The 15,262-nt window shown below is 39.8% G+C and carries 15 protein-coding genes; 9 read left to right on the top strand and 6 right to left on the bottom strand.

The features are described from left to right. Positions 1 to 73: 73 nt before the first annotated feature. On the bottom strand, positions 74 to 481 hold the full coding sequence (locus tag HNR53_RS03890) for a nucleoside 2-deoxyribosyltransferase (protein ID WP_184523036.1): 408 nt from the start codon (positions 479 to 481) through the stop codon (positions 74 to 76). A gap of 172 nt (positions 482 to 653) precedes the next feature. Further along, entirely contained in the window at positions 654 to 1,661 is a 1,008-nt protein-coding gene (gene mreBH / locus HNR53_RS03885; protein WP_184523034.1) for a rod-share determining protein MreBH, read from the bottom strand. A gap of 332 nt (positions 1,662 to 1,993) precedes the next feature. Between mreBH and miaA the strand changes: the two genes are divergently transcribed. From miaA to spoVK, 3 genes are all read left to right on the top strand, one after another. Continuing rightward, the gene (gene miaA, locus HNR53_RS03880; protein ID WP_184523032.1) at positions 1,994 to 2,953 is read left to right on the top strand and encodes a tRNA (adenosine(37)-N6)-dimethylallyltransferase MiaA; all 960 of its coding nucleotides are present in this window, start codon (positions 1,994 to 1,996) and stop codon (positions 2,951 to 2,953) included. Positions 2,954 to 2,988: 35 nt separating this feature from the next. Further along, the gene (gene hfq, locus HNR53_RS03875) at positions 2,989 to 3,228 is read left to right on the top strand and encodes an RNA chaperone Hfq (protein WP_184523030.1); all 240 of its coding nucleotides are present in this window, start codon (positions 2,989 to 2,991) and stop codon (positions 3,226 to 3,228) included. Positions 3,229 to 3,535: 307 nt separating this feature from the next. Beyond that, positions 3,536 to 4,480 carry a stage V sporulation protein K gene (spoVK, locus tag HNR53_RS03870; protein ID WP_184523020.1) on the top strand — a complete coding sequence of 315 codons (945 nt, stop codon included), beginning with the start codon at positions 3,536 to 3,538 and terminating at the stop codon, positions 4,478 to 4,480. A 42-nt stretch (positions 4,481 to 4,522) separates the two neighbouring features. Here spoVK and HNR53_RS03865 read toward each other — a convergent pair whose 3' ends face one another. The 3 genes from HNR53_RS03865 to HNR53_RS03855 are packed head-to-tail and all read right to left on the bottom strand — an operon-like array spanning position 4,523 to position 7,697. Beyond that, positions 4,523 to 5,371, bottom strand: a complete 849-nt coding sequence (locus tag HNR53_RS03865; protein WP_184523018.1) for an STAS domain-containing protein — start codon at positions 5,369 to 5,371, stop codon at positions 4,523 to 4,525. A 60-nt stretch (positions 5,372 to 5,431) separates the two neighbouring features. Continuing rightward, positions 5,432 to 7,294, bottom strand: coding sequence for an ATP-binding protein (locus HNR53_RS03860; protein WP_184523008.1), 1,863 nt, complete (start codon positions 7,292 to 7,294; stop codon positions 5,432 to 5,434). A gap of 1 nt (position 7,295) precedes the next feature. After that, positions 7,296 to 7,697: an ATP-binding protein gene (locus HNR53_RS03855; RefSeq protein ID WP_184523006.1), complete on the bottom strand. Its 402-nt coding sequence runs from the start codon at positions 7,695 to 7,697 to the stop codon at positions 7,296 to 7,298. A gap of 250 nt (positions 7,698 to 7,947) precedes the next feature. Here HNR53_RS03855 and HNR53_RS03850 point away from each other — a divergent pair, with 250 nt between their 5' ends. From HNR53_RS03850 to HNR53_RS03840, 3 genes are all read left to right on the top strand, one after another. Further along, positions 7,948 to 8,733 (top strand): ABC transporter ATP-binding protein, encoded by a 786-nt coding sequence (locus HNR53_RS03850; protein ID WP_184523004.1) that lies wholly within the window; start codon positions 7,948 to 7,950, stop codon positions 8,731 to 8,733. Positions 8,734 to 8,837: 104 nt separating this feature from the next. Further along, positions 8,838 to 10,100, top strand: coding sequence for a GTPase HflX (hflX, locus tag HNR53_RS03845; protein ID WP_184523002.1), 1,263 nt, complete (start codon positions 8,838 to 8,840; stop codon positions 10,098 to 10,100). A 9-nt stretch (positions 10,101 to 10,109) separates the two neighbouring features. Beyond that, positions 10,110 to 11,390 (top strand): methionine gamma-lyase family protein, encoded by a 1,281-nt coding sequence (locus HNR53_RS03840; protein WP_184523000.1) that lies wholly within the window; start codon positions 10,110 to 10,112, stop codon positions 11,388 to 11,390. Between the two features lie 66 nt (positions 11,391 to 11,456). Here HNR53_RS03840 and HNR53_RS03835 read toward each other — a convergent pair whose 3' ends face one another. Continuing rightward, positions 11,457 to 11,903 (bottom strand): ferritin family protein, encoded by a 447-nt coding sequence (locus tag HNR53_RS03835; protein WP_184522998.1) that lies wholly within the window; start codon positions 11,901 to 11,903, stop codon positions 11,457 to 11,459. A gap of 212 nt (positions 11,904 to 12,115) precedes the next feature. Here HNR53_RS03835 and HNR53_RS03830 point away from each other — a divergent pair, with 212 nt between their 5' ends. The 3 genes from HNR53_RS03830 (at position 12,116) to desA (ending at position 15,212) form a co-directional block, all read left to right on the top strand. Further along, positions 12,116 to 12,523 (top strand): MerR family transcriptional regulator, encoded by a 408-nt coding sequence (locus HNR53_RS03830; RefSeq protein WP_184522996.1) that lies wholly within the window; start codon positions 12,116 to 12,118, stop codon positions 12,521 to 12,523. Positions 12,524 to 12,643: 120 nt separating this feature from the next. Next, a complete protein-coding gene (glnA, locus tag HNR53_RS03825) occupies positions 12,644 to 13,978 on the top strand; it encodes a type I glutamate--ammonia ligase (RefSeq protein WP_184522994.1) in 1,335 nt (444 codons plus the stop codon). Between the two features lie 205 nt (positions 13,979 to 14,183). Further along, positions 14,184 to 15,212 (top strand): Delta(5) desaturase DesA, encoded by a 1,029-nt coding sequence (desA, locus tag HNR53_RS03820; RefSeq protein ID WP_184522992.1) that lies wholly within the window; start codon positions 14,184 to 14,186, stop codon positions 15,210 to 15,212. Positions 15,213 to 15,262 lie beyond the last annotated feature (50 nt).

Below are 15,262 nucleotides of genomic sequence, written 5' to 3'. Positions count from 1 at the left end.
TTTCTATGTAATAAATAGGTCCGGCAGGCCGGTATGTGACAAACTAGAAACGCATCAGCTTGCAGTTCTCATCTTAATGTAAGACAACATTGTTATTCTCGCATTTAATGACAAATGATATAAAGTCAGCCAGTTGACCGACGAACGGTCTGAGTTCAGGAAGAAAATAGTAAGTAATGGTCTTATCCATATGATAAATATCTTCATCAGGCGAATATAAATAAATTCTTTTATTTAATGCCATGGCCATCCCTAACTCTAAATGACTGCCTTTACCGGCCGGAAGAATCATCACAACAAAGTCTGCATCCATAATTCCTTGCTTGGCTTCCTCCCCAATATAACGAAGTTCTTCAAATGTTGCTGCCTTTTCATTCATCGTCCAGTCGTATGCTTGAATAAAATCGTTTTGCGAAAATAAAAAGGTTGCCACCCGGACGAGATCGCGATTTTGAAAGCTGGAAGCAATATAAAATTTCAATTGGATTCACCTGCCTTTAATAAATTGAATTTGATTATACACTTATAGAATACACCGAAAAAGGATAAATAGCGATAAAAAGTAATAGATAAGGTAACGATAATCACATTATGTAAACTTTGTAGAGATAGAAATGATTCCAGCCAAAGTGAATCGGGCTGGAATCATTTCCTTATATAGCAGTAGTAGGCAGTTTGTGTACATATTTCAGTGCTTTTCCTGTGCCGATAGCTACTGATTCAAGGGGGCTTGGAGCTAATGCAACGGGAACATCAATTTCTTTTGCCATCCATTCCTCGATACCGTTTAATAAAGAAACACCGCCGGTTAGGATAATACCGCGGTCGACGATATCTCCGCTCAGTTCTGCTGGGCAGTCTTCTAACGTTGCTTTGATGGTATCTAAGATCGCGAGCAGCGATTCTTTAAGACAATCGCGAATTTCAAACGAGGAAAGGGTAGTCGTTTTTGGCAAACCGCTGACCAAATCACGTCCTCTGACCTCCATGGTCTGTTCTTCGTGCTCGATAAGTGCGAAACCGATCTCCAATTTAATATTTTCCGCTGTTCGTTCACCGATCAGCATATTATATTTTTTTCTCACATATTGGATAATATCATCATCTAATTTGTCGCCGCCAACCTTCAGTGAGTGGCAGGAAACAATACCTCCATAGGAGATAATGGCCACCTCTGTTGAACCGGCGCCAATATCGACAATGACACTTGCGACAGGCTCATCCACCGGCAATCCGGCCCCAATAGCCGCCGCAACCGGTTCTTCAATCAAATACACCTTCTTCGCTCCCGCATTGCGGACAGCATCCTGAATAGCCCTTCGTTCTACGCTTGTAGAGCCTGCAGGGGTACAGACTACGATCGTTGGCTTTCTTAAGGAGAAGCCCATCATTTTTGCCGCTTTTTGAATAACATGCCGCAGCATTTCAATTGTCAGATCATAATCAGCAATCACCCCGTTTTTAAGCGGTCTGACCGCCGTTACTTTTTCCGGAGTTTTCCCGATCATTTCTTTCCCATCATTTCCTACCGCTGTTACCTTTTTGCTCACGGTATCCACAACAACCACACTTGCTTCATTAATCGCAACGCCTTTATTTTTACTGTATACTAAAGTATTCGCTGTTCCTAAATCAATTCCAATTTCAGCATTTGAAAGCATATGACCCTCACCCAATTCTTCATGATAATAACAGTTGAACAATATTCTCACTTTAGCATGAAAAAGAGCGGAAATTAGCGAATGTTATCAGAACTTAAATGAACTGTAAACAAACAGGATAGATTTTCCACTATTTCTACATTCATTACGAAATCATTTCTGTCCAGTTTCAGGATTGAAAAAGATTTTCAATCCTGTTAAATCATGAATAGTTATTATTAAAATGGTCATAATGAATAGATGTTTGACTGAAAGATATGGTAAATATGGTATGATAATGATAGTGAGGGATGACCTAACCGAATACTGTGATAAAAGGTAGTTGACGGAATTTGACAGACAAACAAAAGCTCGTTGTTTTAATCGGACCGACTGCAGTCGGTAAAACAAAAACAAGTATTGAGCTGGCAAAAGCATTTAATGGGGAAATTATCAGCGGAGATTCGATGCAAATCTATAAAAGGATGGATATCGGCACAGCAAAAATATCAACTTCAGAAATGGAAGGAATTCCGCATTATCTAATCGATATAAGAGAGCCGGATGAATCCTTTTCTGCAGCTGAATTTCAGGAATTAGCCAGAGAAAAAATCAAGGAAATTGCAGGACGGGGCAAGCTTCCAATAATTGTAGGCGGGACAGGATTATATATCCAATCCGTCTTATATGATTATCACTTTTCAGAAGCAGCAACAGACAATTCCTTTCGTGAAAACATGGAAAAACGTGCAGAGCAGTTTGGCAATCAGGTGCTTCATGAGCAATTGCTGGAGATCGACCCCAAGAGTGCAGAACGAATCCACCCTAATAATATCCGCCGTGTGATTCGGGCGCTTGAGGTATTTCATTGCACGGGCAAAACGATGACAGAACTGCAGAGTGAGCAGCAGGTCGAAGCCAGATATGACGCGGCCATCATTGGCTTAACAATGGAACGAGATCAATTATATGAACGAATCAACAAACGAGTTGATATGATGCTTAAAGAGGGGTTATTATTTGAGGTCCAGCAATTATATCAACAGGGGCTCATCGATTGTCAATCGATTCAAGCGATTGGCTACAAGGAATTATATGATTATTTATACGGCAGAATCAGTCTTGATGAGGCAGTGGAGAATCTGAAACAAAATTCACGCCGCTATGCGAAGCGGCAGTTAACTTGGTTTCGCAATAAAATGGCTGTAGATTGGTTTGATATGACAGGGATAGAAAACCAGGCTGACCTTGAAAAAAAAATAGTAGAAATTTCTTTTTATTTGGAAGGAAAGCTCCAACTTAAATCGAATTAATAATAGTAGAGATAAATAGAGGAGGATCTTAAATCATGAAAACATCCGTAAATATCCAGGATCAGGTATTAAATCAACTACGTAAAGATGGAACAAATGTAACAGTCTTTTTATTAAATGGCTTTCAAATCAGAGGACAAATTAAAGGTTTCGATAATTTTACCGTGCTATTTGAAACGGAAGGCAAGCAGCAGCTTGTTTATAAACATGCCATTTCAACCTTCGCACCGCAGCGCAATGTTGAGATTGATTTAGAAGGAACTCAACAGAAATAAATATATGAGTAAAAAAGGCATTCTCATCATATGATTGATGGGAATGCTTTTTTTAATGCTTTTTATAACGTCATATGTAATTTGTTTTAATGAATAAGCCTTTAACTGAATACACATAAAATAAGCAATTATTTCTTGGGAAAGCGCATAAAATGACAAAATAAAAGGATTTATGGATATTTTTGCCACACTGCCCGAAAATGTGGCAGAATACGACTGAATTTCGTTTTACTTTTTGAGGTAAAAAAGCAGTGGTTCACCGTAACAGGATGGACGTAAACTGTTGTGAGAATGAGAGGTGAAAAGTTTGGAACAGCCAATGCGCATGAAAAATAATGGGCAAATCAGCATTGTTCTAAACACAAAAAAGCGGGATCCTCTGCCAAAGGAAGTCAACCCTTTATCCGCTTCACCAAAATTGGCTGCACCGGAGCATACAGCATTGAAAGAAATTGAAGCGGAACTTGGAACGCTTGTTGGCATGGAAGAAATGAAAAGGATGATTAAAGAGATCTATGCGTGGATCTACATCAATAAAAAAAGGGAAGAAACCGGCTTAAAGGCGGGAAAACAGGCACTGCACATGATGTTTAAAGGCAATCCGGGTACAGGAAAGACAACGGTAGCAAGATTAATCGGAAAACTATTCCAGAGGATGAATGTTCTTTCGAAAGGGCATTTAATAGAAGCGGAACGGGCGGACCTGGTAGGTGAATATATTGGGCATACAGCACAAAAGACAAGGGATTTGATTAAAAAAGCAATCGGTGGGATTCTCTTTATTGATGAAGCCTACTCATTGGGGAGAGGGGGCGAAAAGGATTTTGGCAAAGAAGCCATCGATACGTTAGTCAAGCATATGGAAGACAAGCAGCATGAATTTATTCTGATATTGGCGGGCTATTCCCGGGAGATGGATTATTTTCTCACTTTAAATCCCGGTCTGCTTTCTCGGTTTCCGCTGGTCATTGATTTCCCGGATTATTCGATTGAGCAATTAATGGAAATTGGCGGCAGGATGTTAAAGGACAAAGAATATACTCTCAGTCATGAAGCAGAGAGAAAACTCCGCGAACATTTGCAATGGATTAAATCCTTGAATCCAAACAGTTTCTCGAATGGAAGATATATTCGCAATGTGCTCGAAAAGTCCATTCGTACCCAGGCCATGCGTCTCCTCATGCAAAATAACTATGATAGATATGAATTAATGACCTTAAGAAGCAATGATCTTGTTTTTGAAGAAGAATAATAAACAGTCCCGCAAATCGTCTTTGCGGGACTGTTTCACTGTCTATTGGTATAAATGTATATCTTGAAGCGCTTGCTGCAAGTCCGATCGCGTCTTAATTTCGTTATCAATTTCAATTCCTAATTCAATCATCGTATCAGCGATTTCCGGACTGATCCCTGTCAGGATCGTCGAGCATCCTAGTAATTTAATGCCCTTCACAATCTTGAATAAATGATTGACTACAGCTGTGTCAACAAAAGGTACCCCGGAAATATCAATGATTAATTGCTGAGCCTTCAATTCGTTGACACGAATCAACGTTTTTTCGCGGATTTTTTTCGCACGGTAAGTGTCAACATTTCCTACGATTGGCAGGATACATACTTTGTCAGCCAGGGGAATGATCGGAACCGTTAATTCATCCACTGTTGCACGATGGCTTTTTAATAATTCATCTTTATATGTGACATATTGTGCTGTATAGGCTTCAATAAATAAATCAATAATATCGTTGATCCGGCGCTCCAGCTCGAAGAATTCCTCTTCATTCAAAGGAGTTTGCGATTCAGTGTAATAGTTTCTAATCGCATTCCAAATAATGCCGCGGCTGGATTGAAATAATTCCCATGCCATGTGGATAGGGTATTCTGTTTTTGCACTAGCAATGCCTCTTCTTCTTGCTTCATCCATGATACTCTCTTCGTTGACTTCAAGGATGTTTTCGGCAATGATTCTAAGAATAGGATTTCCGTGTTCTTGTAGCTCTGTCAACTCACCATTATCATTCAACAAAGAAATGAGGTAACTCTTGTTATTTTGCAAATATTGTAACCATTCTTTTGAATAAAAATTGATTGTTTCATTAAGAAAACGTTGTATGTCCATTTTAATATTTGCTGCAGATTGCATTTAATAATGCCCCCTATACTTTTTTCGTATTTGCCCTCTGATTGATTGCCCCCGTGCTTATTATGCAGTAAAAATCTTGATATCTTGTAACGCCTGCTGCAGGTTAGATTTTGTTACTAATTCACTATCAATTTCAACACCTAATTCAATCATCGTATCGGCAATTTCTGGTCCAATGCCCGTTAAAATTGTGGAACATCCTAATAATTTTATTCCTTTCACAATTTTAAAGAGGTGGTTCACGACCGCTGTATCAACAAATGGAACACCCGAGATATCGATAATAAGCTTCTGTGCCTTCAGCTGGCTGATGCGGAAAAGCGTTTTTTCGCGAATTTTCTTGGCCCGGTACGTATCAACATTCCCAACGATAGGCAGAATACAGACCCTTGGTGCAATCGGGATGATGGGAACGGATAATTCATCTACTGTTGCCCGGTGTGCCTTTAATAATTCTTCTTTATAATTGACGTAATACGCGGTATAGGAGTCGATATATAAATCGATGATATTGTTGACATTACGCTCGAGCGCAAATAATTCATCTGTATTAAGCGAATTTTTCGATTTGAAATAAAACTCGCGAATTGCATTCCAAACAATTCCGCGTGTGGACTGGAATAACTCCCAGGCCAAATGAATCGGAAATTCTGTTTTGGCGCTGACAATACTTCTGCCTTTTGCTAAATCCATAATGGCCTCGGTTTTTAATTCAGCAATATTATCTGCGACAATTTGCATCAATGGATTTCCGTGTTCCTGGTAATAAGTTAATTCGCCATTATCCCGCAGTATCGCTACAAGATGTGATTTATGTTTTTTCATATAATCGAGCCAGACAGCTGTAATTTCAAGAATATTATGTCTCATGTGATTGGATAATTCCGCTTCTATACTAATGGCCTGTACCATTGAATGACCTCCTAAATAACTCTCTGAAAATTTGGGCTTTGAAAATGTAAGAGAAAAGGTGGTACCTTTCCGTTCCTCACTTGTGACGCTGATTGTCCCATGGTTGCTCTGAATCGCATTAAAGACTTGAGCGAGACCCATTCCTTTCCCATCTTGCTTTAAGGTAAAGAAGGGGGTACCCAGCAGCCGGAGCTTGTCTTTCGGAATTCCTACCCCTGAATCGGTAATATTAATATGAATCCCATGGAAATCTTCAAATTGCTCAACAATAAGTGAACCGCCCTCAGGCATTGCCTCAATGGCATTTTTAATTAAATTAAACAGCGCTTTTTTGATTTGATCTTTTCTGCCGCTGATGATGGAATTCTCATTTTGAAACTTTTTTGTCAGATTGATAGAGTAAAGCTGATTTTGAAATAAAAGTAAAATGGATTCCAATTCAGCACATACATTAAAGCGAATTTGTTTTTCCTGAATGAATTCTGGTTTTGATACACTCATTAAATCATTGAGAATATGAATCGCCCGATCTAATTCACTTTGCGCTATTTTCGAGTATTCTTCATTATAGGTTTGATCCATCAATTGCAGGAATCCCTTTACAGATGTCAGGGGATTCCGCACTTCGTGAGCAATGCCGGCAGCCATTTCGCCAACCGATGAAAGCAAATGGCTGTTCCAGTTGTTTTGCTCGTGACTATTTTGCAGCTGAGTAACATTCATCATGTAAATATAAATTTTCTCCAGCTTCTGCTCCACAAATGTTCGATGGAAAAGGAAAAAGTATGGCTGCGACTCCATCGTCACCATAAATTCATTGCTTTTTCCCATGAAGCATTCGTGTAATTTTGTTTTAATTTCGTTATTTTTAATCCGATTAAAAAGATAATTCGTTTCTGTATCATCCGAGAATAACAGTCTCTTTCCCTCGCTGTTAGCTTTTAAGATCATACCGTCGGGATTGAGCTCAATTAATCCATATAATTGTTCATTTGCGGTTGAAGTTATCATCTTATGTTTTTGCCTTCCCTTCGTCAAACCTTTTTACTGCTCTAACCTTTGTACCCAAATGAACGGTACTTTCAATTTCAAACTCATCCATTAAGCGCTTTACCCCGGATAGCCCCAAACCAAGCCCTGTTTTCGAACGGACTGTTTGATTGAATACTTGATCAAGGTTTTCGATACCAGGGCCTTGATCAACGGCAGTAATTTCTATTCCATAGGATGGGATGACTTTGATAAAAAGCTGACCTTTACCGGCGTAAAAAACGATATTACGAGTCAGCTCCATAATCGAAACGACTAATTTGGTCTGTTCACTTTTACTTAAGCCGTTATCTTCTGCAACCCTCTTTCCTATAGTACTCGCCATATAAACATCATCTTCTCTTTCGATCACAATCCTGTACAAGTTTCTATATATCCCCCTCGAATGCGATTCCAATTCTATTCCTATCCTATTTCATTTATAATCAGTTTAATGAGAATATTTTAGCATATTTAAGTGTTTATCGGATAAGTTTTTGACGAATTTATGAAAATTTCGTAGGATCGCTAGTAGATTAATCGACAAAAAAGTGCTATTTAGGTAAATAGTTGTTCTACGCATTGGATCTGATAAACTAAAAAAGTCTTAGTATATAGTGTGGAGGGAAATAATCATGGTTGTACAGATGGAACAGGTCTCATTAAAAAGAGAAGGCAAGTGGATCCTTCATGATATTAACTGGAAAATAGAAAAAGGAGAGCATTGGATCTTATTTGGTTTGAATGGGTCGGGAAAAACATCGTTATTAAATATGTTAAATGCGGAATATTTTCCAACAAACGGTCACTTAACGGTGGTGGGCTTGGAGTTCGGCAAAACCATCCTCGGTGAAAAACTGCGCACGAAGATTGGTCTTGTTTCTTCTTCGCTGCAGGATAAATTATACTCAAGTGATAACGCCTTTGAAATTGTTTTAAGCGGTGCCTTTGCCTCGATTGGTCTCTATGAAACTCCATCGGATGAGATGAGAGAGCGGGCAATTGGCTTATTAAAGGATATGGGTTGTTTTGAATATGCAAATCGAAAGTATGAAACATTGTCACAAGGGGAAAAACAACGGGTCTTGATTGCTCGGGCTTTAATGGGAAATCCGCAGCTGCTCATATTAGACGAACCGGCAAACGGTCTTGATTTCATTGCCCGCGAACAGCTTCTTGAAGCGATCAGCGGGATGATCGGCCATTCAAAGGGCAAAGTACCTACCATTATATATGTTACACATCATATAGATGAAATCCTGCCATGCTTTAACAAAACACTATTATTAAAAAAGGGGGAGGTTTTTGCTTCTGGAGACACAGCCAAAATGATTTCAAGCGAGCAGCTGACAGAGTTTTTTGACTTGCCTGTTCAGGTCATCTGGCAAAATGGCCGACCTCTGCTATCCAAAAGAATTTAAGCTGCAGCATATTGATGAAGCAGTTCGTATACAATGATTAGAAATTGGCGTTAGGGAATATTAATGAGTAACTAAACAATATTGCAGAGAGAGAAGGGGATGTATTGGAATATAAACAGGATAAAGAAAGAGTGGTTCTCGTTGGCTGTCAAACAAATGAAGATGAGAAAGCCTTTCAATATTCAATGGAAGAATTGTCGTCGCTTACAAAAACGGCAAATGGAGAGGTGCTTGCTGTCTTAACACAGAAAAGAGAACGGGCTGATCATTCTACATACATAGGAAGAGGAAAGGTGCAGGAATTAAAAGCGCTGGTCGAAGAACTGGAGGCAAATGTCGTTATTTTTAATGATGAATTAACGCCAAGCCAGGTACGAAATTTAGCGTCGCAAATAGAAGCGCGAATCATCGACCGGACCCAATTAATTTTGGATATTTTCGCGCAAAGGGCCCGTTCAAAGGAAGGGAAACTGCAGGTTGAATTGGCGCAATTACAATATTTACTGCCAAGACTCAGCGGTCAGGGGACGCAATTATCACGCCTAGGCGGCGGTATAGGCACAAGAGGACCCGGTGAAACCAAACTTGAGGCAGACCGCCGCCATATCCGCAATCGGATTCATGACATTAAAACAAGTTTAAGCGGAATTGTGGAACATCGGAAACGATACCGGGAGAGACGAAAGCGAAACCGCGTTTTCCAAATTGCTTTAGCAGGCTATACAAATGCAGGGAAATCCACGCTCTTCAATCGCTTAACCGAGGCAGACTCATTCGAAGAGAATTTATTGTTTGCCACGCTCGATCCAATGACACGCAAGTGCATTTTACCAAGAGGGTACACTGTCTTAATGACAGATACTGTTGGCTTTATTCAGGATTTGCCGACCAGCTTAATTGCGGCCTTTCGCTCGACACTGGAGGAAGTGAAAGAAGCCGATTTTCTGCTGCATGTTGTAGATTCATCCAACCCAGATTATTTCCAGCATGAGCAGACCGTTAATCAATTATTGGATGAATTAGAAACATCTAGAATTCCACAATTAACGGTGTATAATAAAAAGGATATCCATCATCCGGAGTTTGTGCCTTCAACGAGAAATGAATCGATTCAGATTAGTGCTTTGTCAGACAGAGACCTCGAATTCTTAAAACAAACGATTGAAAATAAAGTAATTGCCATGATGAACGATTATCATGTGGAGGTGCCTTCGACAGAAGGAAAATTATTGGCACTATTGAAAAATGAAACCATTCTCAATGAATTGAAATTTGATGAAGAAAAACAAATGTATATCTGTAAAGGATATTATTTGCCGGATCATCCTATTTTTGGCCAACTCCAGCCATTTCTAGTAAAAAGATAGGGGAAAGACATGTTTCAATCATTAAAGTATGGTAAAAAACTTCAGCCGCTGGTAGCGGAAGTGGAACAACAAATTAAAGAAATACATGCCGCGATTGATGAACGGATTGACCGCAATCAATTTCGCGTATTAACTAGTTTTCAGACGCAAAAAGTAAGTGATTCGCATTTTATTCCTTCCACTGGATACGGGTATGATGATTATGGAAGAGATACTCTTGAGAAAATTTATGCCCAGGTGTTTGGTGCTGAAGCAGGCTTAGTGCGTCCGCAGATTATTTCCGGAACACATGCCATTTCAACCGCCTTATTTGGCGTCCTCAGGCCTGGTGATGAATTATTATACATCACCGGGAATCCCTATGACACTTTGGAAGAGATCGTCGGGATACGAGGGAAGGGTACAGGGTCGCTAAAGGAGTTTGGTATCAGCTATCAGAGTGTAGCACTGCTTGCGAGCGGCGGGGTTGATTATGAAGCTGTCGCCCGCGCCATCAAGCCAAATACAAAGATGATCGGAATCCAGCGTTCAAAGGGATATGCTGTCCGGCCTTCCTTTACGATTAAAGAAATTGAGAACATGATTTCATTTGTGAAAGAAATCAAACCTGATTGCGTTGTCTTTGTTGACAACTGCTACGGTGAGTTTGTCGAAGAAATCGAGCCATGCCATGTTGGAGCTGATTTGATGGCGGGGTCACTTATTAAAAATCCGGGTGGAGGGCTTGTGAAGACGGGTGGTTATATTGTCGGTAAAGCAGAATGGGTTGAAGCTTGTTCGTACCGGCTGACGTCGCCTGGAATCGGTGCGGAGGCTGGAGCCTCTTTGTACAGTTTACTGGAAATGTACCAAGGATTTTTTCTAGCGCCGCATGTTGTCGGTCAGGCACTAAAAGGAGCGGTCTTTACTGCGGCATTGCTTGAAAAACTGGGAATGAATTCAAATCCAAAATGGAACAGCCCGCGAACAGATTTAATTCAATCGGTTCAATTTGATGATCGGGAAAAGATGGTCGCTTTCTGCCAGGCCATCCAATTTGCCTCGCCGATCAACTCGCATGTGACACCGCACGCGGCCTATATGCCGGGTTATGAGGATGATGTGATCATGGCTGCAGGTACTTTTGTTCAAGGAGCGAGCATTGAGTTGACAGCTGATGGTCCGACAAGACCGCCTTATGTTGCCTATGTACAAGGAGGATTAACCTATTCTCATGTCAAAATGGCCGTTTGTATCGCCTTAAACTCTTTATTAGAGAAAGATTTGCTGCAACTTCCAGAGGCTTATTAAAAATAACAGAAATGATGCGGTGATAGCGCATCATTTCTCCTTGAAGTAAGAGGTAATGTCATGACATTACTCAGTCATTTGCTTTGTAAAATAATATAAAAACCAAACGGCATGCTGCTGCTCATCTGCGGCTGCGCGCCGGAAAATTTCTTTTATATATTGGTTATTTGTTTCATCTGAAATGGACAAATAAAAGTCAACCGTATGCTGTTCATCCTGCATGGCAGATTCAAGCCCTTCAATATAATGATTGGGACAGCTTTCGCTTAGCGATGGTTGTGCCTGCCGGCCGGTAAGCCGTGAATAGATTTGCATAAACTGCTGCAGATGCTTCTTTTCATCGTCACGAATCTCAAGTATCTGCTTGCTTACTGCTTCAGTCGGTGCTAATGCTGCCAGCGCTGCATAGCATTGGACAGCACTGAATTCGCCGTTAATGGCATTTTCAATATCGCCGATAAGTTTTTGCTGCTGCCGGTATTGGTCATTGTAGGGATTTATATATGGATACACATTTTTATCCTCCTGATTTATCGTCATCTTAATATATGAAAAAATGCGTATGTAAGTGCCAGTATCATCCGTTGATGAAAATAGAAACAAAGACCTCAATTATATATAAATAGAAATCTAAAATTATATGTAAGGAATCCTAACGTATCATTGACAATATTTCTAACACGGAATATAATAACTTTAAGAAAAGAAGGGAATGAAATAAATTAATGACAGGAAGTCAAATTCGACGTTCCATGCCCCTTTTTCCTATTGGTACAGTGATGCAGCTGACCGAATTAACGGCCAGACAAATTCGTTATTATGAGGAGCATCAATTGATTTCACCAGCCCGTACAGACGGGAATCGCCGGCTCTTTTCTTTAAATGATATTGATACATTGCTAGAAATCAAAGATTTGATTGATCAAGGTGTTAATATGGCCGGGATTAAACAAATCTTTGCCCAGAGAGTGCAAAAAGCAATGGATCAGGATTTACAAAACAAGCCTGCAATTAAAGCGAAAAAAGAGCTCACAAACGAGGATATTCGTAAGTTGTTAAGGAAAGAATTAACGAATGCAGGGCGATTTAATCACAGCTCATTGGGAGGAAATATGCATCGCTTTTTTCACTAAGCTTAAAGCGAATATCTGTGGTGTATGATTTTGAAAAATGCCGTTTAGCATCACTCCATTTGACTTATGTTATTGAACATTTTAACTACTAGATTGTAAAATTTCGGGAGGAATTTAAAAATGAGTAAATATTCAAAAGATGATATCAAACGTATGTGTGATGAACAAAATGTGAAATTTATCCGCCTTCAATTTACGGATATTTTAGGTATTATCAAAAATGTAGAAATCCCGATCAGCCAATTAGAAAAAGCCCTTGACAATAAGATGATGTTTGACGGTTCTTCTATTGAAGGTTTCGTTCGGATCGAAGAATCTGATATGTACTTATATCCTGATTTAGATACATTCGTTGTCTTCCCTTGGACAGCTGAAAAAGGGAAAGTAGCTCGTTTCATCTGTGACATTTACAATTCTGACGGAACTCCATTTGCCGGGGATCCTCGTAATAACCTGAAACGGGTGTTAAAAGAAATGGAAGAGCTAGGATTCACTGAATTCAACTTAGGGCCTGAGCCGGAATTTTTCTTATTTAAGCTGGATGAAAAGGGCGAGCCAACATTAGAATTAAATGATGCAGGCGGATACTTTGATTTAGCGCCGACTGACCTTGGTGAAAACTGCCGCCGTGACATCGTTCTTGAGCTGGAAGAAATGGGCTTTGATATCGAAGCTTCTCACCATGAAGTAGCTCCTGGACAGCATGAAATCGATTTTAAATATGCAGATGCTCTTACAGCATGTGATAATATCCTAACATTTAAGCTTGTTGTAAAAACAATCGCCCGCAAACATGGATTGCATGCGACATTTATGCCAAAACCATTATTTGGCGTTGCCGGATCTGGAATGCACATGAACCTGTCGCTATTCAAAAACGGTCAAAACGCATTCTATGATCCAACTGCTAATATGGAATTAAGTGACACAGCACTGCAATTTATTGCTGGTGTTGTCAAACATGCTACATCATTTACGGCCATTACAAATCCAACCGTAAACTCTTATAAACGTTTGGTACCTGGATATGAAGCACCTTGCTATGTTGCATGGTCTACAAGTAATCGCTCTCCATTAGTTCGTATCCCGGCTTCACGCGGACTGAGCACACGGATCGAAGTGCGCAGTGTTGACCCTGCTGCAAATCCTTATTTAGCCATGGCTGTTCTATTAAGAGCAGGACTTGATGGAGTGAAAAACAAGATGACTCCGCCTGCTCCAGTAGATCGTAACATCTATGCAATGGATCGTGAAGAACGTCTTGCTGAAGGCATTACAGACCTGCCGTCTTCTCTTGCTGCTGCCATAGGTGAATTTATTTCTGATGAAGTAATGGTTTCTGCATTAGGCGAACACATTGTTGAACACTTCATTGAAGCAAAAGAAATTGAATGGGATATGTTCCGCACAACCGTTCACCAATGGGAACGCGATCAATATATGCACATGTATTAATAAAGAAATGAGGATCCCCTTAGCGCATTCGCCGTTAAGGGGATTTTTTATGTGTTTCGGAAAAAATATGTCGAAAAGTGACAAATGTCATATAAGGGACATGACGGGTATGACTTGGAGGAATCGGTTAGATCTTTATAATAAGGAATAGAAATTCACTGTTGGGGAATGATACAAGGGGATTGGATTGGGAGGTAATTTTTGTATGACCAGAGAGAAACAATTGAAGTTAAGAAAATCTATTGCACCATATGAAAAAGCGGATACAAAAACAAGCGTTAGACAGTTGGTTAACACATTTATACCATTTTTTCTGCTGTGGTATATAGCCTATGAAAGCTTAGCCATATCCTATTTATTGTCGCTGCTATTTATCGTGCCGGCAGCAAGCTTTTTGGTGAGAATTTTTATTCTTTTCCATGATGCATGCCACAATTCTTTTTTTAAAAACAAGCACGCCAATAATGTTCTTGGAAATATTACCGGAGTTTTGACCTTATTTCCTTTTCGTCAATGGCGCCACAGCCATAATGTCCATCACGCTACAAGCAGTAATTTAAATAAGCGCGGTGTCGGAGATATTTGGGTCATGACGGTTGAGGAATATCAGAAAGCTTCCGGTTGGCAGCGTGCGGCTTATCGCATGTATCGCAATCCATTTGTGATGTTCGTGCTCGGACCTCTGTATTTACTATTTGTTACAAACCGTATGAACCGCAAAGGGGCACGTATGAATGAAAGAATGAATACGTATCTCCTTAATCTATCGATTATTGCTTTATATGGAATGATGTGCTGGCTTATTGGCTGGCAGGCATTTATTATGATACAGGGACCCATCGTATTTATTGCGGCATCTTTAGGGATTTGGCTGTTTTACATTCAACATCATTTTGAAGATACTTATTTTGAGAAAGAAGAAGACTGGGATTTTGTGAAGGCAGCTGTTGAAGGAAGTTCTTTCTATAAATTACCGAAATGGATACAGTGGCTTACTGGAAATATCGGTTATCATCATGTCCATCATTTAAGTCCCAAAGTACCTAACTATTATTTGGAAACCGTTCACGAGAAAAATGACGAGTTAAATTCCGTTCCGGTTGTGACGATTCATTCTAGTTTTATTGCCTTGAAATACCGACTCTGGGATGAAAAAAACAAGCGTTTTATCAGTTTCCATGAATTAAATAAAATTCAATTGGGCCGGAAGTTCGTGCAAAAAGCGATCGACTAAGAGGGAAGAAATAAAACTTCCCTCTTTTCTTGTGATGTGATACGGTTAAA

The organism is Bacillus benzoevorans, from assembly GCF_014207535.1.
Taxonomy (GTDB): domain Bacteria; phylum Bacillota; class Bacilli; order Bacillales; family Cytobacillaceae; genus Bacillus_BD; species Bacillus_BD benzoevorans.
The sequence above is the reverse complement of the archived record's forward strand: the minus strand, read 5'-3'. Positions and strand labels throughout refer to the sequence as shown.

Coding starts and splice junctions, on each gene's coding strand:
- desA (WP_184522992.1), top strand. CDS start 14,184: ATGACCAGAGAGAAACAATTGAAGTTAAGAAAATCTATTGCACCATAT.
- HNR53_RS03840 (WP_184523000.1), top strand. CDS start 10,110: ATGTTTCAATCATTAAAGTATGGTAAAAAACTTCAGCCGCTGGTAGCG.
- HNR53_RS03850 (WP_184523004.1), top strand. CDS start 7,948: ATGGTTGTACAGATGGAACAGGTCTCATTAAAAAGAGAAGGCAAGTGG.
- HNR53_RS03860 (WP_184523008.1), bottom strand. CDS start 7,294: ATGATAACTTCAACCGCAAATGAACAATTATATGGATTAATTGAGCTC.
- glnA (WP_184522994.1), top strand. CDS start 12,644: ATGAGTAAATATTCAAAAGATGATATCAAACGTATGTGTGATGAACAA.
- mreBH (WP_184523034.1), bottom strand. CDS start 1,661: ATGCTTTCAAATGCTGAAATTGGAATTGATTTAGGAACAGCGAATACT.
- HNR53_RS03830 (WP_184522996.1), top strand. CDS start 12,116: ATGACAGGAAGTCAAATTCGACGTTCCATGCCCCTTTTTCCTATTGGT.
- HNR53_RS03865 (WP_184523018.1), bottom strand. CDS start 5,371: ATGCAATCTGCAGCAAATATTAAAATGGACATACAACGTTTTCTTAAT.
- hfq (WP_184523030.1), top strand. CDS start 2,989: ATGAAAACATCCGTAAATATCCAGGATCAGGTATTAAATCAACTACGT.